This is a genomic window from Sulfurimonas sp. NW9 (genome assembly GCF_051132275.1).
GTDB classification, from domain to species: Bacteria; Campylobacterota; Campylobacteria; order Campylobacterales; family Sulfurimonadaceae; genus Sulfurimonas; species Sulfurimonas hydrogeniphila.
In genome coordinates, this window is record NZ_CP093236.1 from 39,419 (window position 1) to 62,177 (window position 22,759).

General features: G+C 39.6%; 28 protein-coding genes, 1 tRNA gene and 1 pseudogene. 16 read left to right on the top strand and 14 right to left on the bottom strand.

Annotated elements, in window-relative coordinates; all coding sequences use genetic code 11:
* Positions 1–49: 49 nt before the first annotated feature.
* The 5 genes from purT (at position 50) to MLC44_RS00245 (ending at position 5,418) form a co-directional block, all read left to right on the top strand.
* Positions 50–1,213: a formate-dependent phosphoribosylglycinamide formyltransferase gene (gene purT, locus MLC44_RS00225; protein ID WP_434580708.1), complete on the top strand. Its 1,164-nt coding sequence runs from the start codon at positions 50–52 to the stop codon at positions 1,211–1,213.
* Complete coding sequence (locus tag MLC44_RS00230) at positions 1,214–2,137, top strand: D-2-hydroxyacid dehydrogenase (RefSeq protein WP_434657849.1); 924 nt, start codon at positions 1,214–1,216, stop codon at positions 2,135–2,137.
* Entirely contained in the window at positions 2,134–3,660 is a 1,527-nt protein-coding gene (locus tag MLC44_RS00235; RefSeq protein WP_151901426.1) for an FAD-binding protein, read from the top strand. The genes MLC44_RS00230 and MLC44_RS00235 overlap by 4 nt, the downstream gene beginning before the upstream one ends.
* Positions 3,661–4,350, top strand: coding sequence for a succinate dehydrogenase/fumarate reductase iron-sulfur subunit (locus MLC44_RS00240; protein ID WP_434657852.1), 690 nt, complete (start codon positions 3,661–3,663; stop codon positions 4,348–4,350).
* 78 nt (positions 4,351–4,428) lie between these two features.
* Positions 4,429–5,418, top strand: a complete 990-nt coding sequence (locus MLC44_RS00245) for a response regulator (RefSeq protein WP_434657855.1) — start codon at positions 4,429–4,431, stop codon at positions 5,416–5,418.
* A gap of 123 nt (positions 5,419–5,541) precedes the next feature.
* On the opposite strand, the gene MLC44_RS00250 is transcribed toward MLC44_RS00245, so the two are convergent.
* The 9 genes and pseudogenes from MLC44_RS00250 to MLC44_RS00290 form a co-directional block, all read right to left on the bottom strand.
* Positions 5,542–5,892 carry an HD-GYP domain-containing protein gene (locus MLC44_RS00250; RefSeq protein ID WP_434657857.1) on the bottom strand — a complete coding sequence of 117 codons (351 nt, stop codon included), beginning with the start codon at positions 5,890–5,892 and terminating at the stop codon, positions 5,542–5,544.
* A complete protein-coding gene (locus MLC44_RS00255) occupies positions 5,889–6,272 on the bottom strand; it encodes an HD-GYP domain-containing protein (protein WP_434657860.1) in 384 nt (127 codons plus the stop codon). Before MLC44_RS00255 ends, MLC44_RS00250 begins: the two co-directional genes overlap by 4 nt.
* Positions 6,269–6,445, bottom strand: a complete 177-nt coding sequence (locus MLC44_RS00260) for a response regulator transcription factor (RefSeq protein WP_434657863.1) — start codon at positions 6,443–6,445, stop codon at positions 6,269–6,271. The genes MLC44_RS00255 and MLC44_RS00260 overlap by 4 nt, the downstream gene beginning before the upstream one ends.
* 5 nt (positions 6,446–6,450) lie before the next feature.
* Positions 6,451–6,576, bottom strand: coding sequence for a hypothetical protein (locus MLC44_RS00265; protein ID WP_434657866.1), 126 nt, complete (start codon positions 6,574–6,576; stop codon positions 6,451–6,453).
* Between the two features lie 387 nt (positions 6,577–6,963).
* Positions 6,964–8,529, bottom strand: a pseudogene (locus tag MLC44_RS00270) (ATP-binding protein); the annotation flags it as partial.
* A complete protein-coding gene (locus MLC44_RS00275) occupies positions 8,526–8,762 on the bottom strand; it encodes a hypothetical protein (RefSeq protein WP_434657868.1) in 237 nt (78 codons plus the stop codon). The pseudogene MLC44_RS00270 and the gene MLC44_RS00275, both read right to left, overlap by 4 nt.
* Positions 8,763–8,815: 53 nt before the next feature.
* The gene (locus MLC44_RS00280; RefSeq protein ID WP_434658892.1) at positions 8,816–8,941 is read right to left on the bottom strand and encodes a hypothetical protein; all 126 of its coding nucleotides are present in this window, start codon (positions 8,939–8,941) and stop codon (positions 8,816–8,818) included.
* A complete protein-coding gene (locus MLC44_RS00285; RefSeq protein ID WP_434657870.1) occupies positions 8,887–10,407 on the bottom strand; it encodes an FIST N-terminal domain-containing protein in 1,521 nt (506 codons plus the stop codon). Before MLC44_RS00285 ends, MLC44_RS00280 begins: the two co-directional genes overlap by 55 nt.
* Positions 10,388–12,166: a nitrite/sulfite reductase gene (locus MLC44_RS00290; protein ID WP_434657872.1), complete on the bottom strand. Its 1,779-nt coding sequence runs from the start codon at positions 12,164–12,166 to the stop codon at positions 10,388–10,390. Before MLC44_RS00290 ends, MLC44_RS00285 begins: the two co-directional genes overlap by 20 nt.
* A 305-nt stretch (positions 12,167–12,471) precedes the next feature.
* Between MLC44_RS00290 and MLC44_RS00295 the strand changes: the two genes are divergently transcribed.
* From MLC44_RS00295 to MLC44_RS00315, 5 genes are read left to right on the top strand one after another with little or no spacing between them, the layout of a single operon-like run.
* Positions 12,472–12,969, top strand: coding sequence for a YajQ family cyclic di-GMP-binding protein (locus tag MLC44_RS00295; protein WP_418640856.1), 498 nt, complete (start codon positions 12,472–12,474; stop codon positions 12,967–12,969).
* A 13-nt stretch (positions 12,970–12,982) separates the two neighbouring features.
* Complete coding sequence (locus MLC44_RS00300; protein WP_434657876.1) at positions 12,983–13,621, top strand: DNA-binding protein; 639 nt, start codon at positions 12,983–12,985, stop codon at positions 13,619–13,621.
* A 19-nt stretch (positions 13,622–13,640) separates the two neighbouring features.
* Positions 13,641–14,954: an NAD-binding protein gene (locus MLC44_RS00305; RefSeq protein WP_151901418.1), complete on the top strand. Its 1,314-nt coding sequence runs from the start codon at positions 13,641–13,643 to the stop codon at positions 14,952–14,954.
* Positions 14,944–16,386 carry a TrkH family potassium uptake protein gene (locus MLC44_RS00310; protein WP_151901417.1) on the top strand — a complete coding sequence of 481 codons (1,443 nt, stop codon included), beginning with the start codon at positions 14,944–14,946 and terminating at the stop codon, positions 16,384–16,386. Before MLC44_RS00305 ends, MLC44_RS00310 begins: the two co-directional genes overlap by 11 nt.
* 57 nt (positions 16,387–16,443) lie before the next feature.
* Positions 16,444–17,817 (top strand): chloride channel protein, encoded by a 1,374-nt coding sequence (locus tag MLC44_RS00315; protein ID WP_434580723.1) that lies wholly within the window; start codon positions 16,444–16,446, stop codon positions 17,815–17,817.
* A 135-nt stretch (positions 17,818–17,952) separates the two neighbouring features.
* On the opposite strand, the gene MLC44_RS00320 is transcribed toward MLC44_RS00315, so the two are convergent.
* Genes MLC44_RS00320 through MLC44_RS00330 form a run of 3 tightly spaced genes read right to left on the bottom strand, consistent with a single transcriptional unit; the run spans position 17,953 to position 19,876 of the window.
* Entirely contained in the window at positions 17,953–18,180 is a 228-nt protein-coding gene (locus MLC44_RS00320; RefSeq protein ID WP_434657879.1) for a hypothetical protein, read from the bottom strand.
* Positions 18,181–18,185: 5 nt separating this feature from the next.
* Positions 18,186–18,926, bottom strand: coding sequence for a DUF1538 domain-containing protein (locus MLC44_RS00325; RefSeq protein ID WP_434657882.1), 741 nt, complete (start codon positions 18,924–18,926; stop codon positions 18,186–18,188).
* Between the two features lie 11 nt (positions 18,927–18,937).
* A complete protein-coding gene (locus MLC44_RS00330) occupies positions 18,938–19,876 on the bottom strand; it encodes a DUF1538 family protein (protein ID WP_434657885.1) in 939 nt (312 codons plus the stop codon).
* Positions 19,877–20,026: 150 nt separating this feature from the next.
* Here MLC44_RS00330 and cobU point away from each other — a divergent pair, with 150 nt between their 5' ends.
* The 5 genes from cobU (at position 20,027) to MLC44_RS00355 (ending at position 21,919) form a co-directional block, all read left to right on the top strand.
* Positions 20,027–20,521, top strand: coding sequence for a bifunctional adenosylcobinamide kinase/adenosylcobinamide-phosphate guanylyltransferase (cobU, locus tag MLC44_RS00335; RefSeq protein ID WP_346389093.1), 495 nt, complete (start codon positions 20,027–20,029; stop codon positions 20,519–20,521).
* Positions 20,518–20,742 (top strand): hypothetical protein, encoded by a 225-nt coding sequence (locus tag MLC44_RS00340; protein ID WP_434657887.1) that lies wholly within the window; start codon positions 20,518–20,520, stop codon positions 20,740–20,742. Before cobU ends, MLC44_RS00340 begins: the two co-directional genes overlap by 4 nt.
* Complete coding sequence (locus MLC44_RS00345) at positions 20,718–21,242, top strand: adenosylcobinamide-GDP ribazoletransferase (protein ID WP_434658893.1); 525 nt, start codon at positions 20,718–20,720, stop codon at positions 21,240–21,242. Before MLC44_RS00340 ends, MLC44_RS00345 begins: the two co-directional genes overlap by 25 nt.
* On the top strand, positions 21,239–21,802 hold the full coding sequence (locus MLC44_RS00350) for a histidine phosphatase family protein (protein WP_434657889.1): 564 nt from the start codon (positions 21,239–21,241) through the stop codon (positions 21,800–21,802). The genes MLC44_RS00345 and MLC44_RS00350 overlap by 4 nt, the downstream gene beginning before the upstream one ends.
* A 29-nt stretch (positions 21,803–21,831) precedes the next feature.
* Positions 21,832–21,919 (top strand) — tRNA-Ser (locus MLC44_RS00355).
* Between the two features lie 19 nt (positions 21,920–21,938).
* Here MLC44_RS00355 and MLC44_RS00360 read toward each other — a convergent pair.
* Both MLC44_RS00360 and MLC44_RS00365 read right to left on the bottom strand, forming a co-directional pair.
* Complete coding sequence (locus MLC44_RS00360; protein WP_434658894.1) at positions 21,939–22,250, bottom strand: winged helix-turn-helix domain-containing protein; 312 nt, start codon at positions 22,248–22,250, stop codon at positions 21,939–21,941.
* Positions 22,228–22,350, bottom strand: a complete 123-nt coding sequence (locus MLC44_RS00365; RefSeq protein WP_434657892.1) for a hypothetical protein — start codon at positions 22,348–22,350, stop codon at positions 22,228–22,230. Before MLC44_RS00365 ends, MLC44_RS00360 begins: the two co-directional genes overlap by 23 nt.
* Positions 22,351–22,455: 105 nt before the next feature.
* Here MLC44_RS00365 and MLC44_RS00370 point away from each other — a divergent pair, with 105 nt between their 5' ends.
* Positions 22,456–22,731 carry a hypothetical protein gene (locus MLC44_RS00370; protein ID WP_151901411.1) on the top strand — a complete coding sequence of 92 codons (276 nt, stop codon included), beginning with the start codon at positions 22,456–22,458 and terminating at the stop codon, positions 22,729–22,731.
* The last annotated feature ends 28 nt before the right edge of the window (positions 22,732–22,759 follow it).

Below are 22,759 nucleotides of genomic sequence, written 5' to 3' on the forward strand. Positions count from 1 at the left end.
ATCTTAAGCATTGTATAATTCTGCTATATATAAATAAGGAAGTATAGTTATGCACTTTTCTGCTCCACTTAAATCAAATTCAAAAAAAATCATGTTGCTCGGTTCCGGTGAACTTGGTAAAGAAGTCATCATAGAAGCACAGCGCCTGGGACTTGAAACCATAGCCGTTGACAGATACGAAAATGCTCCTGCTCATCAGGTGGCGCATCGTTCCCATGTTGTGAATATGCTTGACAAAGATGCCCTTTTGGAAATCATCTATCGTGAAAAACCTGATTATATTTTACCGGAAATCGAAGCTATCAACATTGATGCGCTTTTTGCGGCAGAAGATCGAGGCTACAATGTTATTCCAAATGCCAATGCAGTCAGCAAAACGATGAACAGAAAAAATATCCGTACCTTTGCGGCAGAGGTTTTGGGACTCAAAACCGGACCATATAAATTTGTTACAACACAAGAAGGTATGCTTGAAGCAGCATGTGAGCTTGGCTTTCCCTGTGTGATTAAACCGGTTATGAGTTCAAGCGGACATGGGCAGAGTATTGCCAAAAGTGAAGCAGATATTCCTGCTTCATGGGAAGCGGCAAAAGAAGCACGCGGAGATGCAAGTGAGCTGATAGTCGAAGCATTTGTAGATTTTGATTATGAGATTACAATGCTTACGGCTCGTAACGGCAAAGAGACAGTTTTTTGTGAACCTATCGGACATGAACAACGCGACGGAGATTATGTCTTTTCATGGCAGCCGATGCAGATGAGCGAGATAGCCAAAGAAAAAGCACAGAAAATGGCAAAAGAGATAACAGACGGACTTGGAGGACAGGGGCTTTTTGGTGTTGAACTTTTTATCAAAGGGGATGAGGTTTATTTTTCTGAAGTCTCCCCGCGTCCGCATGATACGGGAATGGTAACGCTTATAACACAAAGCCAGAGTGAGTTTGCCTTGCATCTGCGTGCTGTGTTGGGACTGCCACTCGGATTTACTTTTTACGGTGAAGGCGCATCTGCCGCATTCAAAAGCGAAAAAGAGAGCTTTGCTCCTGTTGTTGATGTGGATGAGAGCCTCTTTAGTGACAATTCCTATGTCAGAGTATTTGGAAAACCCGAAGCACATAAAGGACGCCGCTTGGCTGTGGCACTTGTTTTTGATAAAGTAGATGCCGCACTTGAAAAAGCGCGTGAACTTATAACAAAAATCAGAGACATGTAAATGCAAAGCCGTACAATAGTTTTACTCGATACATTGACCTTTGGCGATACAGACCTGTCCTGTTTTGATAAGTTGGGAAGCGTAACAGCATACAAAACAACATTACCGCAGGAGACACTCAAACGTATAACAGATGCGGAAGTTATAGTAACAAACAAAGTTGTGATAATAAAAGAGCATATGCAGCATGCAAAAAACCTCAAACTGATCTGTGTTGCGGCAACAGGAATGAACAATGTTGACCTTGAGGCTGCAAAAGAGTTTGGCATTGCAGTAAAAAATGTGGCCGGATATTCTACCGACTCTGTTATCCAGCACACATTTTCTATGCTTTTTTATCTCATAGGCCATTCACGCTACTATGATGAAGTTGTCAAAAGCGGTGCCTACTCCAAGAGTGCCCTGTTTACCGATGTAAGTCATCCGTTTTTTGAGATAAAAGGAAAAAAATGGGGCATCATCGGTTTGGGTGAAATAGGCAGAGGTGTTGCTAATATTGCCAAATGTTTCGGTGCGGATGTCTGTTACTACTCGACAAGCGGGGTAAATCGCAGTCAAGATTTTCAAAGAGCAGACCTTGACGAGCTTTTAAAAAATTGCGATATTATTACTGTGCACGCACCGCTTAATGAAAAAACAAAAAACCTTTTAGACTATGAAAAGCTCTTTACATGTAAAGAGGGTGCAGTGGTACTGAACCTCGGGCGTGGCGGAATCATTAACGAGTCGGCAGTTGCCAGACTTGTGGATGAAAAAAATATCTCTTTCGGGCTGGATGTGTTTGAAAAAGAGCCCTTGCCGCAAGAGAGTCCCCTGTTACATGTAAAGAACAAAGAGAGGCTCTATATGACACCGCATATTGCCTGGACATCGGTTGAAGCCAGAGAAAAGCTCATTCAGAGTGTATGTGAGAATATACAATGATTACAGATGTATTGATTATAGGAGCAGGCGGGGCAGGACTTACAGCGGCTCTTGCTGCCAAGGATGCCGGTGCAAGTGTGCGCGTACTTACAAAAGAGTACCCGACAAGAAGTCAGACCTGTATGGCACAGGGCGGGATGAATGCTGCACTTGGAAATGTGAGTCCGGACTCTGTAGAAGAGCATATTCAAAACACGCTGAAATCTGCACACGGACAGGCAGACGAAGAAGCTGTGCGTTACATGTGCAGTGAAGCACCGAATGCCATACAGTGGCTTGATGAAATCGGTGTCTGTTTTTCCCGTACAGCTGATGGAAAAATTGCCCAAAGAAAGCTTGGAGGGGCATCCGCTCCAAGGGCCTGCTATGCACAGGATTATACAGGATTAAAAATACTGCATACACTTTATGAGCGTTGTTTGAAAGAAGATATTGAAATACATAATGAACGCTATTTGCTTGATTTGCTCACAAAAGAAGACGGGAGTATCTGTGGTGCATTAATTTTGAATATAAGAAGCGGAGAATTGGAACATCACTTTGCAAAAAGTGTTGTTTTGGCATCAGGAGGGTACTCACGCATATATGACAAATACTCTACAAACTCAACAGCTTCTACAGGAGACGGTATCGCGGCAGCTGCTAGAATCGGTGCAAAACTTTTGGGTATGGAGTTCGTACAGTTTCATCCGACAGGATTGAAAAATTCTTCTATCCTTATCAGTGAAAGTGCCAGAGGAGAAGGCGGGTATCTGCTTAATTCCAAGGGAGAGCGTTTTATAAACGAACTTGCACCAAGAGATGAAGTAAGTCGTGCAATCAATGAGCAAATCTTAGCAGGTGAAGAGGTCTATTTGGATATTCGACATCTAGGAGAAGAGTTTATAGACGAGAATCTGCCACAGGAGAGAAAACTGGCGCTTTTGTATGAAAAGGTGGACCCTGTAAAAGATCTGATTCCCATCAAAGCAGTTGCACACTATACCATGGGAGGAATAGAAGTTGATAACAAATCGCAAACAAGTGTAAGCGGTTTGTTTGCCTGTGGTGAGTGTGCAAACCACAAAGTACATGGCGCAAACCGTTTGGGTGGCAACTCTTTGCTTGAGATTATAGTTTTTGGTCGTGAAGCCGGTAAAAGTGCAGCGCATTATACTTTTTGTGATGATAAAAGCAAAAATGAGCGTACATGCAAAAAAGAGACAAATTTTCTTGATAAGCTCAAAAGCTTTAGCAATGAAATTGATTTTTATGAAAAACGTTCGTATGTAGGGGAACTTTTTTATAAAAAAGTGGGCATTATAAGAAAAGAGAGTGCACTGCTCCAAGCACGAAAAGAGATACAACTCTTAAAAGAACAACTGCCCCTTATGGGCGTCAAAGACACCGGCAAAGTTTATAATACCAATCTTGTAGAGTTCATAGAATTTAGAAATATGCTTGATGTCTGTGAAGCGGTAGTGAGTGCTGCGTTAGAGCGAAAAGAGAGCTGCGGCGCTCATTTTGTACAAGAGGAGCAATAGATGAAAGTAAGCATAAAAAGAGCATCCGGCTTTGTGATGTATGAAGTAGATTTAAACGATGCAACGCTTTTAGAAGTGTTAAACAGTATAAAAACAGAGCAGGACAGTTCTTTGGCATACAGCAGCGGATGCAGAAGCAGTGTCTGCGGCAGCTGTTCGATGCGTGTAAATGAAAAAGAGGTGCTTGCCTGTGCCTATAAAGTGCAAGATGGGGATGTGATAGAACCGCTCAAAAATGTAGCAGTCATACGTGATTTGGTTGTCAATATGGACAAAGCCCTTGAGACGAACAAACGTGCCAAAACATGGCTGCAGACATATAACAAAGAAGCAAAGCTCACGCATGAAGATGAAAAAACAAATGCTTTGCAGAGTGACTGTATCTTATGCGGTTCGTGTTATTCTGCCTGTCCGGTTTACAGTGTAAATGAAGAGTTTTTAGGACCTTTTGCGTTGACAGGTGTCTGGAAATATGTCAGTGACAAACGCGAGGCAGAGCCCAAAGAGAAGATAGACACCGTGCAGACAAACGGTGTCTGGGACTGTACCCTGTGCAATGAGTGTACTTTAGTCTGCCCTCAGGGAATATCTTCAAAAGCAGACATAGAAAAACTTCGCATGAAGTCTACAATGGCAGGGTACATCGACCCGAGTTTTGCGCAAAACTTTGGTGGAGGGCTTTCATTTTAACAGAAAATAATTTTCTTGATTGTTTTACGCAAATAAGATATAATAATAAAAATTCAGAAAAAATTAATGGAAGTAGATATGTTTAGCTGTATACAGGAAAAACAAAGAATTAAAAATGAAAATTTTACTGTTCTTATTGTTGAAGATTCAAGAGTCATTAACAATACATTAACAGCAAGATTAAAAGAACAGGGTTTTCGCTGTTTGCAGAGTTATGATTTGGCAAAGGCACGAGAGATTTTACAAGAAAATGAAATTTCTCTTGTTATTCTTGATTTGCATCTTCCCGATGGAGAAGGTGAAGATTTAATTGATGAGATTAAAGAAGCCAACAAAGAGACTAAAATTGTTATATTTACTTCAGAAAATGATCTTTTGCGAAGAGACGAGTTGTTCAGACTCGGGATACTGGACTATCTGCTCAAAGGAAAAAATGCAAATTTAACAGTCAAAGAGATTTTGTCCATTATAGAAAGTATGCAAATAAATCCAAATTATACACTGCTGATAGTCGATGACTCCCGTGTTATCAGAAGAATGATGAAAAATATTTTATCTTCTTGCGGGTATACGATTCTTGAGGCACACAATGGTACAGAAGCGATTCAAAAAGTCGCACAGTCCAAGATTGATTTAATGCTGTTGGATATGCAGATGCCGGATATGAGCGGGTTAGAGGCTTTGAAGCAAATCAAAGAAGATGAAAAAAATTTCCATTTACCGGTGTTTATGATTTCGAGTACCCTAGATATAGAAGTGATGCGAGATGCGTATAAAGCGGGGGTGCTGGATTATTTCAAAAAACCGTTTTCTCCTGAAGAGCTCAAATTAAAAGTAGAGCAGGTTATTCGTCAAAAACAGATTGAAACTGAACTGCAATGCAGCATGAAAGTCAGTACACTTTGCAAAAGTTATTTAAATGAGTTTTATGCGACGGCAATCTTTTATACAGATACAAAACTGAAATATGCAAACGAAAAATTTAAAAATGAGTTTGGAGAGTTTCTTCAAATATGGCACAGGCTTTTGAAAAGTTTGACGCAAAATTTATTGAAGATATCATTATAACGATGAAAAATTATCAGACATACAGCAAACAGGTGACAGATAAGCAAGGCCAGCATTATCTTGTGAAGGTATTCCCGATACAAGGGATGAATATTTAATCTCTTTTGAAAAAGTAAACTGTAGTTAATCATCCTGAAATTTGGCATAGATGGTTTTTATTTCATCTATGTTTTGGATAAAATATTCGACAATCTGTGGGTCAAAATGCTCTCCCTTTTCGGCGATTAACAGCTGTAAGGCTTTGTCAAAGTCCCATGCTTTTTTATACGGCCGGTTTGATGTCAGTGCATCAAATACATCAGCAACAGCTACAATTCGGGCATATAAAGGAATCTCTTTGCCACTGAGTCCTTTTGGATACCCTTTGCCGTTGTATTTTTCATGATGTGACTGGGCTATGACTGCTCCTGCCTTGAGAAAAATATTCTCTTTGCCTTGCAATATTTTCGCACCAATTATGGAGTGCTCTTTCATTTTTTCAAATTCATCTTTGTCAGTTTTTCCGGTTTGAGTAAAATGGCGTCATTAATGCCGATTTTTCCTATGTCATGCAGAGGAGCGGCATAGTAAATAATTTTTTGTTCTTCTTCAGAGAGTCCGGCTGCTTTTGCCAAAAGCTTAGAATAGTGAGAGACTCTGCTGATATGGCTTGCTGTTTCGGGATCTTTGTACTCTGCTGCTTTTGAGAGTACCTCAAGGGCTTCATATTCGCTCTTTTGCAATGCGGCTGTTGCTTTTTCTACCTTTGTTGTTAAAAGTTCATTGAAATGCTGTGTGATATTGAGAGAATTTTTCAGTTTCAAAATATTATTTAAACGCAGTTTAAAAACAAGCGGAGAGATAGGTTTTGTCAAAAGTCTGTTACACCGCTTTCAAGGGCACGGTGCATCATTTCATTGTCATTGGCTGTGATCATAATGCTTACCAGGTCAGGGTAGAGTGCTTTTGCCTGCTTGAGAAGTTCTATCCCGTCCATTTCAGGCATATTGAAGTCGGTAATGAGTGCATCAACAGTGTTTGATTGCATATAGCTTAATGCTTCGTGAGCATTTTCAAAAGTCTGATATGCTCGTAGCCTTCTGCATTTACAATACTTTCGAGTAAAAGCAGATTAACTGTTTCGTCATCGACTATGACAATATGTAGTTTATGTTGCATCTTTTAAACCATCCTCCAGTAGATTGGTATAGGTGTTGAGTGTTTTAATTTTGTCATTATAGCTAATTGAAATATTATTGGCTATATCTTTTTCTATCTCTCCCATCATATCAGCTATTTCATCCAGGGCAAGTGTTGCTGAGGAACCTTTGAGTTTGTGGGCCAGGTGCAGTATGGTTTGTGTATCATTTGTTTCAAATGCAGTTTCAAGTTCTTCAAGTGCGCTGCGAAAGTTTTTGTAAAAGCACTCAGAAGTTTTATGATGATGGCATCATCGAGCTCCAAGCGTTCTTTTATCTCTTTGAGCAGAGCATTAAAATTAAAGTCACCGGGTTTGTCATCTGTGTGAATACTCTGTGCGGGAGCATATCTTGTGATGACTCTTTGGAGTTCCTTGATTTGGATAGGTTTGGCTATATAGTCATCCATTCCTGCAGCGAGAAAGCGCTCTTTGTCTCCGTCAAGTGCATTGGCTGTGAGCGCTATTATGGGAATATGATGCTCTAGTTTTTGTCGTATTTTCTTTGTTGCATCGATACCGTTCATTTTTGGCATATTGACATCCATAAATATCATATCATACGAGGAAGCCGTTGCTTTTTGAACAGCTTCTTCTCCGTCATTTGCAAATTCATAACTGATGTTTGGATGTTTGTTCAGAAGAGATTCTATAAGCATGCGGTTAATGTCATAATCTTCGGCAACAAGAATTTTTAATGTCTGTGTTATAGTCTGTTCGTTTTCTTTGTGCATTGCAGCATGATTTTGCATTTTGGAGAGAAGAAAATTATATAAATTCGAACTAAAAGATTCATCAAAAGTCAAATCAACACAATCAAGATGCTCATTATTGCATGTATCGCTGATACAGATGATTTGTTCCCGCGGGAGAAGATCTCTTGCCTGCATACCAACAGTGGTATCCAGGGTTAATAAAATAGTGTTTTGAGAAAGTTTCTTTGTAAAATCATCCTCTTTGGGCAAACGTGTATAGTTCAGATGAAAAGAGTCTAATGTTTGGGCTATCTTTTGTATAACAAATTCATGATTGTCTTCTATGAGTATCAGTTCATAGTCTGCTAAAAGCTTCTTCAATGTAGGCATGCCTGTACACTTTTTAAATTCCAAATCAAAGAAAAATGTGGTGCCTTTCCCTTCTTGCGACTCTACTTCCAGTTTGCCTCCAAAGAGTTTTACCAAATCTGCACTTATGGTGAGACCGAGTCCTGTGCCGCCGAATTTACGTGTGGTAGAGTCATCGGCTTGAGAAAAAGGTTTAAATATAGTTTGCAGTTTTTCTTTTGGTATGCCTATACCTGTATCATGAATACTAAAACGGATAGTTTGAAAATCGTTATTTGTTTTTATAACCTCCGTCTGAAAGAGAACCTCTCCATTTTCAGGAGTGAATTTAATGGCATTTGAGAGAAGGTTTGTCATGATTTGGCGCAGTCTTGTCGGATCACTGATAATGCACTCAAACATTTTTGTATCAAACTTATGCAGATAGAGCAATGATTTTTTTTCTGCCAATGATTTAAGAAGTTCATAGGTTGTATTGAACTCAACATAAGGATTTATTTCTATATGTTCAAGTGTTATTTTATTGTTGGCAATTTTTGAAGAGTCAAGAATATCATTAATAATGTTTAAAAGTGTCTGGGTTGAACTGTTGATGATATCTACATATTTTTTTTGTGTATCTGAGAGCTGGGTGTTTTGCAAAAGTTCCCCAAAGCCCAAAATTCCGTTCATCGGTGTTCGTATCTCATGGCTCATATTTGCCAAAAACATTGCCTGTGCCGCTTCTGCCCGTTGTGCTTTTTCTTTTGCCTGTTCGAGTTCGGTAATGTCATTGAAGGTATGGATGACATAGATGGTTTCATCATCATAAACAACCTGGCGGGATCGTACATGATAAATCCGTTCCTGGTTGTTTGCATCAAGCATCATGCCAGATGAATTTTATGAGGCTCTTTTAAAACCGGGTCATACCAGACCTTCGGTCTTTTTTCTTTTTTCAGATAGCCCTCTTTTTCTATAAAAAGATCACAGATACACTCATGCCAGCTTGTAAAATCTTCTAAAGTTTTATATCCGAAGCGCCTGTAAAATGCTTGATTGACTTTGTCTATTTTATTGTTTTTTGTGACAATGACTATGTTTTCTTCATTGTCAAGGAGCATATTTGTAAATTTGAGTTGATTTTCATAGGCTTTTTTACTCTCGATAACATCTGTTATATCTTCGCGATAGCCAAATACTCTATGATAGTATGGTTTTGATCAAAAATTGGAAAGATATGTGTTTTTATATAGTAGAGAGAGCCATCCTTTTTGCGGTTTGAAAGTGTTCCGTGCCAGATATTGCCTTTTTGTATGGTTTGCCATAAATCTTAAATACATCTGCTTCAATCAGAGGACTGCGTACTATATTATGCGATTTTCCCAGCAGTTCACTTTTTTTGTAGCCGCTTATTTTTTCGAACTGTTCATTGACATAGGTGATTTTTCCCTGTAAGTCAGTTTTTGAAATAATGACAACACTGTTGATGGCTTCTAAAAATTCGTTAAGTTTGAATTTTGTTGCATCAAACTCTTTTTGTTGGAGTTGAAGGTTTTTGGAGACATAGTCGATGAGGTGCAGGGTGGCACTCTCTGTCAATTTACCTGTTTGCACAGGTGCGTCTGTTTGTTTTGGTACTTCTTTTTTTATATGTTGTGTATTTTTTTCATTAAGAAACAGCAGAGTATTTGTAATATTGAGCAGGTTTGCCTGTTGCGTGTCTGTATAAAATTCGCCATAGGTAAAAAAGCCTGCTGTAGGGGCAAGTTGTGCTATGTGGGAGAATGCTTTTTCCAACTCAAAGGACAAAAACTGCTTGCGTGCGGCGCAGGAGTAGATAAAGGCAGCCTGAATTTCTTTGTTTTCTTCTTTGAGTATTTCTTCAGGGTGATGTGCATTCACCTGTGTGGCACTTCCCAAACCGAAACTGACTTTGTCTCCTTCTTCAAAAAGTCCTGCATAGAGGATACTTTCATCTTCGAGAATACTCACCATTGCACGCGCAACCAAAACACCGTTCTTTTGCTTTAACAGAGGAAATTCGACTGCCGAGGCGGGAAGATTTGTCACAACGTCTTCGCCTAAAACTTCTGCATAGAGTGTTTTTACGGGTTTGTTGTCTATTTCATAAACTCTGTTGCCCTCTGCTTTTGTCACTGTAAAAGTCGGACCGACAGCTCTCCAGCCCAGGTTGTAATCACTTGTGACTTCAAGATCTTCTCCTTTGAGCGCAACTCCAACAGCACCTTTTTTGTAAATTTTGTTTTGATAAATGACAAAAGTATCATCAAAGCTAAAAAGGTCTGCAGACATACCGCCGGCTACAAGAACGCCTGTTTTATTGCAGGAGTTAAAGCCGTTAAGATACTCTTCTCCAATGTGTGATAATCCATCTACAAACGAGATGACACATTTTGTCTCCTCCTGCAAGAGAGCATTGGCAACTTTGATACCAAGCCGATGGGAATTTTCATCATCCATGTATAATGTATGGAGGGTTGTATTTTCAAAAACAGAGATACTTAAAACAACACTTCTCTCAAGCATTTTTTCTTCAAGAATCTCTCCCGCACTTGAACAGCCGATGAGTTTTGCATGAGGCAGGATTGCACAGACATCATTTGCAATGCGTTCTATCTCTTCTTTATTTTGTAAAGAGGTGAACATTTGGATTAGAATTTTGTCATCAAAAAGAGGCACATCGTTTACATGTAAATACTTGATGAACTCTTTTTTTGATGTGTAGTTATAGTTTAGTTGTTTCATAAAGGATACTGTATAATCTTTTTTTATTTATTCTAGCAAATTTAAACTTTATCTGACATTTACCCTTTTCATAGGCGGTTTGTAGTGCGGGTCTTTTCCCTCTACCGTCCATAGCTCTTTTGCCAAAGCACTCACTCTTTTTAAAGTCGTTTTCTATAAGTATTACATCTGAAAAACTTTCAAAAAGCAATTTTTCTTCTTCTTTACATGTAAGTATATTGTTTTGTTTTGGAAGTGTGAGTGCTGTTTTGTTTTTGAGATTGTACAGATGCCAGAGGCTGACAAAATCTTCAGAATATTTGTTTAAAACGTGATGTGCATAAAGCTGAAAATTTTTATATTTGCTTTTTTCAAAAAGTTCTACAATGAGTGTTATTGTCTCTTTTAAGTGCACAAAAGGCACCATGGAAAAAAGCTGTCTTGCCACACTTTTTCCGCTGTCGTGTTCGGCACCTATAAAAACTCTTGCGCCGCCGTCGGTATCTCCGAAGTTATTGGTTTTCAAGCCTATGAGCCCGATGTCGGTATGGCGATGGCGTCCACACCCTTTTGCACAGCCTGAAAATCCGACTTTTATTTTATGTTCGTAGATTTTTTCCAGGGGCAGGTATTTGGCACTTTCATCCTTAATGCTCCAGACCGCGTAGGGACAAAGATTGCCGGCACAAGATACTACTGTAGAGCTGAGCGCGGGCGAATCAAAAGGCGCTGTTTTTTCGTTTATGCCGACAATATAGATGTTTTGGTCAATCCCCAAACGAATATGGGCATCGTGTTTGTTCGCATAGTCGCTGATTTGGCGCATCTCTTTGGGACTGAGTCTTGCAAAATCTGTTTGATAACAAAAGGCGTATTTGTTATTGTTTAAAAATTCAAACTCATTAAATTCGCCATGCAAAAGCTGCAGTTTGCCGGCAGCATTAAATTTTTTTCCATAGACATCTTCAATAAGTGCTTTGAGTCTGTCCATCCCCAACTCTTCTATCATGTAAAAGAGTCTGGTTTTAGAACGTGAAAAGCGTGAGCCGTGCGTATAAAATGTCTCTACAAAAGCCGTAAAAAAATCAAAAACTTCCTCATAAAGTAAAAATACATCTGCATCCTGTGCTATTTCCGTATTTTTGCCGCCCATATAGACATTAAAACCGTAAGTGTTTTCTTTTTTGGCAAGTGCAAAGTAGAGGTCATTTGCAAAAAAGGAGTTGACATTTGCCTCGTTACCCGAGATACCGATACTGACACGGCGGGGCAGCATGCCGACATATTTCGGGTTTTTGATGATGTAGTCCTGCATCTGTTGTATCAGCGGATAGACTTCAATTTTTGCGTGTTTGTTGACGCCGTCATAGACATCAGTGACTATATTTCTGATGTTGTCGCCAAAACTTTGCCAGGTAATGAGTCCGTTTTCATTCAAGAGTCTAAAAAGTTCATGGACATCGTCGGCTTCGACATCATGGAGTTGAAAGCCTGCACGTGCCGTGACTACAAGGGTCAAATCATATTTGTTGACAATATCTGCCAAAAAATTAAACTGTTTTGTGCTGATTCTGCCTCCGGCTACGCGAATACGAATGGTGAATTCATCTTCCAAAAAATCGGTATTGAAAATGCCAAAATCCTGCAGATAGTACCTGTCACCTTCACCCAGACTCTCAAAATCAATGGTATCGAACTCTTTGACAAAATAGTCATAGGGTTTGAGTCTGGCTTTGTAGCGTTCACGTTTGTTGAGTTTTTTTTCTAACTCTTCTTGCATATAAGTACCTAGATGTAAAATAATTAGAGTGATAATAGCTATTTTTTCTTTACATGGAGATGATATAAGTCAATTTTAGTTAGATTTATACTGTTTGGAATCGGTACTTTAGTGCCGACCTTGTGCTTTCAAGCCGCAAAGCCCGCACTGAAGTACGGGTTCCTAAGAGGAGGTTTATATTTCTTCGGAATCGGTACTTCAGTGCCGACCTTGCATTTTTAAAACTAATTTTTTTTCTGTAGTACCGACTGTTATTGATAACAAACAAACTATGTTATAATTAAAACAAAAAAAGGATAACACCTATGGCAAAAGAACACTCGTTTGATATAACGGCAAAAATAGATATGCAGAATTTGAAAAATGCTATTAACCTGGTAGACAGAGAAGTCTCCAATCGTTATGATTTCAAGGGAACACCGTATGAAGTGAATCTGAAAGAGAAAGACAAAGTACTGGTACTTGTTGCTTCGAGTGATAACAAACTGGATGCACTCAAAGACATTGTTATAGCAAAACTGCTAAAACAGGGGCTTTCCTCAAAAGTGCTGGATGAACTTCGTGTGGAAGATGCCAGTGGAGGCACACGCAAGGCGACTTTTAAAATTGTGGATTATATAGAATCCAAAGAGGCGAAAAAAATCACTGCAGATATTAAAAAGATGAAACTCAAAGTCAATGCCCAGATAGAAGGGGATTCTATCCGTGTAAAAGGTGCAAAGCTTGATGATCTGCAAAAGGTGATGAAAATGGTGCGTGAAGGTGAGTGGGAAGCTCCTTTGGTTTTTGAAAACATGCGTTAGCAGGGGAAAAAAGATGAAAAAGATGAGCATAAATGATGCGGCTGAGTATTTTGGTGTTTCAAAAGAGGCTATACACAACCGGGTCCGACGGGGTTCTTTGCAAAGTGTTGTAGAGAACGGTGTCAAAATGGTGCTGCTGGATGAGACACAGGCAAAAACAGGGCGAAAAACTCTGCAGCCAAGACGCACCACACTCAGCAATGACAGATATTACAAACTTCTTGAAGAACAAAATCAAAAACTGCAGTCGCGTGTGGATACTCTGGAGAATGAAACGCGGAGCCTTAGAGACCAAAAAGAGCAGATGCTTATAGCCGAGCGTGAAAAAATAGAAAGAATCTATAAAGAAAAAGATGAACAGCTCAAAAATATTCTCAGCAGTATTTCGTCACAGTTTATGCTCAATGCTCCGCAAGAAGCAGTAGCCGAGGAGGAGATGCTTGAGGCAGTAATAGAATCCGAGGTTGCCAAAGAGAGCAAGGTTGTCTCTTTAAACAGGCATCTTAAAAAACGTGGTTTTTCAGCAAAAAAAATCAAAAAAATCAAAGCAAGATTTAAAAAGAGTGCAAAAAAAGATGAAAGAATTATTATTGTAGGGAAAAAATATTACATAGATACAAAAAAATATGACTATAGTGATATAATTGGCTAATCTTTTTTAAGGGTGGTATATGCATATAATTATTGCGGGTGCCGGAAAGGTTGGTTTTAACCTTGCCAAAACACTGAGTGTGGGACACAACGTTACTGTCATTGATAAAAATTCACAGGCTTTGGACAGGATACAGGAGAGTCTGGATATTTTACCGCTTCAGGGGGATGTCGAGGACATACATACATATAAGCGTTTTATCGGTCAGGAAATCGACCTGTTTATAGCAGTGACAAATATTGACAATGTAAATCTTATTGCTGCAATGACAGTAGATGCGGCTTTACATGTAAAGAGAAAATTTGTACGGGTGCAAAAATATTTTTTTCAAGAGCAGGTTATCCAAAAGAGACTTGCTGTTGAAAAAGTTATTTTCCCTTTAAAGCTTACCTCGGGGGCCGTTTCTTCACTTCTTTTGTACCCAAAAGCAAATAATGTAAAATTTTTTAAATACACACCCTGCAAACTTATTTCTGTTATGGTTTCAAGCAAAACACTTCCGCAAAGCATCAGTTCTGAGCATTTTAAAATAGTCGGCATTGAACGCAAGAAGGATTTTTGCATTCCTGATGCAGATGTGGAAATTCTTCCCAATGATCTTGTCTATTTTTTTGGTGATGAAAATGAAATCAAGCAGGTGTGCCAGAAATTGGATGTGGACAACACTCTGGATATTCAAAGATGTGTTGTATTTGGCGGTGGTGAACTGGGGATTGCCATTTCGCAGGAACTTCTAAAAGCAGACAAAGAGGTCAAACTGGTAGAAAAAGATTTAAAACTTTGTGAAACAGCGGACGAGGAGCTCAAAGGCAGGGTCTCCATCATTAACTATAAATACGGTTCGCATGATATTTTTGAAGATGAAGGACTGGAGAGTGCCGATATTTTTATAGCAGCGACCAACAATGATGAGTATAACATCATAAAATGTCTCGAAGCAAAAGAGAGCGGCATAAAAAAAGTGGTTGCGATTAACAATGAAATGGAATATTACAACCTGATGCACTCTTTGGGGATAGTCGTTGTCAGAGGTCCAAAAATGAGTGCCTACAATGCAATCATGGAAGAGATCAGTTCTACAGGTGTTGTTATTCAAAAAAGTTACTGCGGGGCAAAGGCAGTGGTTTTTATGCGTAAAGTTTTTCCCGCCTCCAGGCTTATTGACAAAGTGATAAAACCTTTACATGTAAAAGAATCCAGCCTCTTTTATATAAGAGAAAATGTGATACGGAGTCTCAGTGAAAAAGTGAGACTGCAGGAAAATGATTTGATTGTAGCCTTTTGTGCAGTAAAAACAAGTGCAAAAGTAAAAGAATGGATTTATGAACTATAAAAATGTGCTGAAGATTCTCTCTCTTATAGGCATTACTGTTTCTGCACTTTTTTTGTTTGATGTCTTGATAGGCGTTATATACAAAGAAGCGTATGGAAAATTTTTGCTTTATGACGGGGTGTTTTTTTTGATCAATCTTGGCGTATGGCTGTGGCTGAGAAAGCATGAACTGGATTTGAAAATAAAAGAGAGTATCCTGGTGGTTAATCTGCTCTGGGTGTTGCTTGGCGTTGCCGGAGCCATACCGCTGTTTCTTTATACAAATGTGTCTCTTGCCTCTTCGTTTTTTGAAGCCGTCAGCGGATTTACAACAACGGGAGCAACAGTTTACAGCGATATAGAAGCTCTGCCCCATTTGATACTATTTCACAGAAGTCTGATGCACTGGCTTGGAGGGCTTGGCGTTATTGTCTTGGGCGTTGGGCTTTTGTCAGTCATCAATCCTACGGGAAGCCTCTCTCTTTTTAAAGCCGAATCAACAGGAATTTCTCTTGAAAAACTGACACCAAAAATAAAAGATACAGCCTTGCGTCTGTGGATAGTATATGCCTTGCTGACACTGGTCGACATGCTGCTTTTGAAGTTTTTCGGTATGAGTTGGTTTGATGCGCTCAACCATGCCTTTTCGACAATTTCCACGGGAGGATTCTCTACAAAAAATGATTCTCTGGGCTCTTTTGGCAATGACGGCATTATTTGGACAACGACAATTTTTATGATGCTGGCAGGGATAAATTTTTTAGCCCATTTAAAGCTTTATTTCAGGGATGTCAGCGGGTACAAAACAGAAGAGGTCAGATGGTATTTTACAGTTTTTTTACTGCTGAGTCTTGCTTTGAGTCTTGTACATGTAGATATCAGCGGAGATTCTTTTTATGATGCCCTCAAACACTCATCTTTTACGATTGCTTCTGTCATGACAACAACAGGATTTGCAACTATAGATTACGGCTCCTGGTCGCATTTGGCTATAGCAATTATATTTTTGGGGCTTTTGATGGGGGGCAATGCCGGTTCAACGGCAGGCGGCATTAAAATCATCCGCCATGTAATTATTTTTAAAACACTCTCTGCGGAGCTTAAAAGAATACTGCATCCAAATATGATTATTTCTGTTTTTATCGACGGGCTCAAGCAAAAAGAGCGGATTTTGTCTTCAACGTTTGGTTTTTTTACGCTTTTTATGATTACTGTAGCCATCGTAACCGTCTATATTTATGCCCGGGGGTATGATGCGATGACTGCAGTTTCAGGTGCATTTGCCATAGTGGGCAATATCGGTCCAGGATTCTCTATGGTAGGCCCTGCAGACAACTTTTCTTTTTTCTCTGATTTTGACAAAATCTTTCTCTCCGTGGCTATGATTATAGGCAGATTGGAGTGTTATACTGTTTTTGTCCTGCTCAGCAGTTCTTTTTGGAAAAAGTTCTAATACAATCTTAATAAAAAGTGTTATAATCTTTTTAAAGACTTTAAAGTAGAAAATGAGATGATACAAAATCATATAACAGAACAGACAGCTATTTTTTTCAGTGTTACAAAATGGGTTTTTCTCTCATCAATTATCGGCATAATGATTGGTGCAACAGTTACAGGTTTTTTAAAAATTTTAGCCTATAGTGAAACAAGCCGTTCTTTTTTACCGTTTGAATACTACTATACGCTTCCTTTTGCCCTTGTTCTGACTGTATGGCTGGTGAAAACCTTTGCCCCGAGTGCAGAAGGGCACGGAACGGAAAAAGTTATTTCCGCAATTCATAAAGATAACGGGAAAATAGATGTTTCGGTCATTCCCGTAAAAACACTTGCGACCGTTTTAAGTATTTTTGCAGGTGCTTCTGTCGGAAAAGAGGGCCCTGGCGCGCAGATCGGGGCAGGTGTTGCCTCTTTTATTTCTACGCTTTTGAAGTTTCACAAACAAGACAGAAAAAAGCTTGTTGTATGCGGGATCAGTGCCGGTTTTGCCACAGTTTTCGGTACCCCGATAGCCGGAGCAATCTTCGGTGTTGAGGTGTTAATTATCGGTGTGATTATGTATGATGTGCTTCTGCCGTCTTTTATTGCAGGTTTTGCCGCTTTTACAACAGCCCAGTTTCTGGGGATAGAATATACCTATTATGACCTGCATTTTTTTCAGGATATCTCTTTGGATATCTGGCTGATAGCCAAAGTGGTCATTGCCGGACTCTTTTTCGGTTTTGTCTCTGATATAGTGATAACAACAATCTCCTACAGCCATACATATGTAAAAAGCATCAAAATAAATACATACATCAAAGCCTTTGTGGGCGGTATTTTGATAGTCGCACTGACCTTGGTCTTCGGTGAGCAGTATATAGGTTTGGGAATGAGTACAATTGCAGATGCTCTCAATCCCCATACCGCTGCATCTCAGGACATTCACTGGTATACATTTCTTTTAAAAACAGTATTTACTTCTCTTTCTCTTGCCGCAGGAGGAAGCGGGGGTGTCATTACGCCGATCTTTTACATCGGGGCAACAAGCGGGCATTTTTTTGGCTCCATCATCTCTCCCGAACATATTACGCTTTTTGCAGCCCTCGGCTTTGTAAGTGTTGTTTCGGCCACCACAAATACGCCTATTGCCTCAACGATTATGGCAGTAGAACTCTTCGGGATAGATATCGCACACTATGCAGCACTTGCAGCAGTTATAAGCTTCTTGATTTCAGGGCACAGAAGTATCTTCTCTTCACAGATTCTGGCCATGAGAAAATCCGAAATGCTGAGTGTAAAAATAGGTGAAGAGGTAGAAAATATAAGTATTTCGCTGGAAAAACACGAGATAGATAAAATAGAAAAATTTCGAAGAAGACTTCATAAAAAAAACAGAAAGAAGTAAGCATTTCTTTGGAACGCGGACTTCAGTCCGGGCTGAGAGCGGCAAAACTATTGCAACAGCCGGCACTGCAGAAAAAAACTTAGTTTTTTTCACAAGTCATGCTTCAGCATAGAAAGTACCGGTTCCGAGAAAGCATTATAAATCAGTGAGTTTCAGACGCAGGCCTTTGATGTGAGAAACAGGGTAGGCGAATGTAAGCCCTCTGCCGTTTCCTGTGATGTCGAGTTTTGTTATTATTTCTCTTATAATTTTGTCAACATTTTTTGTCTGGGTGATAAACATCAGGTTTGCATCAGTCGCGCCCGCATGGAGTCTGTCATAAAAATTTTCCATATGTTCAAGCCCCATGCCGTGTGCACTCATGATAGTTACTCCTCTTGCACCCGCATCTTTGCTGCAATAATTGCCTCTTCCTGTTTGTCTTTTGGAACGATTACATGTACTGCAGAAAAGCTCATATGCGGAGAGTGGTGTAGTGCGTCTTCACCGTCCACTCTTATAGTTGAGAGTTCCATATTCTGTACATCTTCGAGTGCATGTCGCAACTCTTCCATATGGATTTCTTCTTTTTCCCGCTCTCCTTTAACGCCCATTTTTTCAGTAATAATACCATAGAGCATAACGGTAAGCATTGGAAACAAAGAAGCAAAGGCAATGAGCCCGAAACCGTCTATCAACGGGTCTCTGCCGTCTATGTTTGTTGCCAGTCCAAGTCCAAGAGCAGCAACAAGAGGAACGGTAACGGTTGAGGTTGTGACTCCGCCGCTGTCATAGGCTATGGGAATAATGTATTTTGGTGCCAAAAAGGTGAGGATGATGACAAAAATATATCCGCTTATGATGTAGTAGACTATTTCACCGCCGGTAACGATTCTGTAGGCTCCGAGTGCAATTCCTATAGCAACGCCCAGCGCTACAAAAAGACGAAGAACAAAGTCATTGATTTTACCGTCACTGACCTCTTTTGCTTTTCTTGCGATTGCTGTAAGCGCCGGTTCTGCCATGGTGGTTGAAAAACCGATAAAAAAACCAAAAGAGTAGATGATAAGGTTGTTGTCATAACGGGTAAGCTCAAATGCCATAGTCTCACCGACAGAAAAAAGTCCCATCTCCAAACCGACTATAAAGCATCAAGCCCCAGGATAACCAGCCCGAAACCTATCATCACATTCTTGAGATTGTCTATGGGTTTTTTTAGAATGATGTACTGAAAAAAGAGAATAATCGCCAAAATAGGCAGGACATCTGTGATGACACCCAGCAGTCCTTTTAAGATTGTCATGGCGCTAAAGTCCAGGTTGACTGTCTCAATCTCTTTGATAACAGCAGGAACAACAGTTGCAGAAGCATCTATGAACTGGTACACAACGATACCGTAAAACTGTACAAATATCATAGGTGTGAGCGAAGCAAAGGCGATGAGACCAAAGCCGTCAAGTACAGGATTACGCCCTTTGATGGTAGAAGCCAGTCCTATACCAAGGGCGGCAACAAGCGGAACGGTGACAGTGGATGTGGTAACTCCGCCCAAATCATAGGCAAGGCCCACTATCTCCTGGGGAGCAAAAGCCGTTGCGCTGACAACCAGGATATACCCTGCAATGATGTAGTAGTGGATAGGATGCCCTTTAATGATGCGCCATACCCCTAAAACAATGGCAAAACCGACAGAAAAGGCAACAACAGTTCTTAGCACTGTAGCGTCAATCCGTCCTGCACTGATACTTGCAGCCTTGTCTGCAATGACGATGAGCGCAGGTTCGGCAATGGTGGTTCCAAAACCTATCATGAAGCCGAAAATCAAAATCCAAAAGGTTGAGCCTTTGTGGGCAAATTCACTCGCAAGCCCTTCTCCTACAGGAAAAATCCCGACTTCAAGACCAAGTAAAAATACGGCAAGCCCCACACCGACGATGCCTAAACCTATGGCCGTACTCAGCCAGTTTGGCGGGACACTCTGGATGATGGCAAGCTGGAAAAACATAATCACAAGTATGATTGGCAAAAGGTCACGGAATGACTCTTTTAGAAGTTGCAAAAAAGTTGAAATGCTCAGCACGTTATATCTCCCCTCATTAATTTTTCGGAACCCGTACTTTAGTACGGGCTTTGTGTTTTGAAGACTAAAAGACGAAGCTAAAGCATCGCTTCCGGAAATTATTTTATGCAATAATATCGAAAAATATTATAAAACTGCTATAATTTTAAAATGAAAACATTATTTATAGGCGGCATTAAGAGTGGAAAATCCCGTAGTGCCGAAAATTACATTAAACAACTCTCAGACAAAAAACCTGTCTATCTTGCAACAACAGAATTTATAGATGATGAAATGCAAGAACGTATAGCACAGCACCAGCAGCAACGCAAGAGTGATTTCATCACAGTCGAAGAGGCGATAAATCTCAGAGAAAAAATAGCTTTACAGGAGGGTGCGGTACTTGTTGAATGTGTAAGTATGTGGATCAATAATATGCTCTATCGTGAAAAAAGTTATACGGAAATGGAAGCGGAATTGGCGAATGTTATAGCATTAAAACAAGACATTGTGTTTGTTATGAATGATGTGAGTTGTGGCATTATCCCTGAGAATAAACTTGCCCGTCAGTTTGTGGATATCAGCGGAAAGCTCTCCCAAATGCTTGCACAAAAATGTGATGAGGTCTATCATGTTGTGGCCGGAATCAGTACACAGATAAAATGAGCAAACTCTTCAAAGGTTTTACTCTGGCTGTTTCAATGCTCAGCATTCTTCCTTTTTTTAAAGTGCATGATTTTTATAAAGGCATAAACGGCTATGCGGTGATGTTTTATCCGTTTGTCGGTTTTTTGCTCGGTTTGCTTTTGTATGGTACTTTTTTGTTGCTTACTCTTTTTTTCCGCCTTTACATGGTAGCCTCATTGTCTTTTCCTTGTGGGTTTTAGTGACAGGTGCCTTGCATCTTGATGGTTTCGCAGACACTGTAGACGGCTTGTTTGTTCCCAAAGAAAAGGCTTTACATGTAATGAAAGACCCCTATAACGGCGGGATGGGTATGATTTTTACGGTAGTGTTTTTATTGCTCAAGGCATCTTCTGTAGCGGCTTTGGATGCGATGTATCTTTTACCTGTCGTGCTTATGCTTTCACGTTTTACGGCAGTTGCTGCAATCTGTCTCTATCCCTATCTCTCTGCAAACGGAATGGGTGCCTTGGCAAAAAAAGAGTTTTCGCAAAAACAGTTTTTGATAAGTGTGGTATATGTTACAGTAATCAGCATACTCTTTCAAAGTTTTGTTTTGCTGTTTGTTGCTTTGTTGGTGCTGTTTGTATGCAAACATTTTTTTATGAAGCGATACGGCGGGTTTACGGGTGATATTTACGGTTTTTGCATAGAAGTGACAGAACTTGTACTGTTAAATGTTCTTATAGTCGGTTTGGTATGAAAATAACACTTATCCGCCATAGTGAAGTGCAAAAGGCATATATCGGCAAATATAACGGACATAATGACATAGGCCTTTCAAAAAAAGGGCATGAGGATGCCAAAAAGCTGGCAAAAGCTTTTACATGTAAAGCATTTGATTTGGTCTACTGTTCAGATCTCAGACGGGCAAAAGAGACAATACAACCCTTCTCTCAGGCAAAAAAAGCAGTATATACATCAAAATTGCGGGAAAAATCATGGGGAAGACATGAAGGACTCGGATATGAAGAGATTAGGGCGCAGGGTATAAAATATGAAAACTTTGCACAGTGGATAAAAGCCCTTGACGGTGAGTCTTATGAAAAATACATGCAAAGAGTCAAAACGTTCTTTTTCGAAGAGTTGCCTGCGCAAAAGGGTGAGAATGTTTTAGTGGTCACGCATGCGGGGGTCATTAGAACTTTTATGGCAGTTGTGCAAAATCTGTCACTCGAAGATGCTTTTGGCATTGCGCTTCCTTATGCGTCATATACTGTTTATGATACAAAATTACAAACTTTTAGCACTATTAAAACTTAGCTCTGCTATAATACCGCTCTTACAACAAAGGACAGCTGGCCGAGTGGTCGAAGGCGCTCGCCTGGAACGCGGGTGTAGAGCAATCTACCTAGGGTTCGAATCCCTAGCTGTCCACCATCTGTTTATAGTAAAATCATTAAGCTTCTATAAAATAACCAATCCCCTGATTATTTTTGATAATGTCAGTTTTTAGTTTGTTTCTGAGCCGCCATACCAAGGTTCGCAAATTGTTTTCGGTTATCAGCTCTTCTTTGTTCCATATATAGTTTGTGGCCTGTTCAAAGGTGACTACCTGCCCCATGTTCAGGAGAAGAAGTTTCAAAAAAAGGCTCTCTTTTTTAGTCAGTTTGAGCTTTTGGTTTTGATAAAAAGTTTCTTTTGTTTTGAGATTGAAATGGTAGCCTGTTGCAAATTCAATAATATTTTTATCTGTTTTTTTGTTTTTTATCTATTTTTTTTATTTCATAGCCACGGGAAGCTATATAGTTTTCTATATCTACTATATCTGTATCATTTGCTTCAAATACCAGTACAACATTTTTACTCATAAGCTCCCCCGTTAATATTAAAAATAGCAATAGTATAACAATGAAGTGTAAAAGCTGTGTAAAATATTTCTTTTAATCAACTGATAATTATGATAAAATTTCATTATGATAACTCAGTTTTTCAAAAAATATCTCAGTATTATCTTTATTATTGCAACTTTTATGGGTGTTTTTCATCATCATAATGATTTGAAACAGCATAACGACTGTAAAATCTGTACAGTGCAGTCAAGCCTGTCACATGCCGATACCCCTGTTGCCATAAATTATCTGACAGCACTGGAAATACTGAAAGAATCTGTTGTTGCGCCTCTAGTCTCGTTACATGTAAAGCAGGTTCACAACACTCTTTACGCACGGGCCCCTCCAAAAATCTCCTAATTCAATACCGTTTAATCCAAGCAACTTT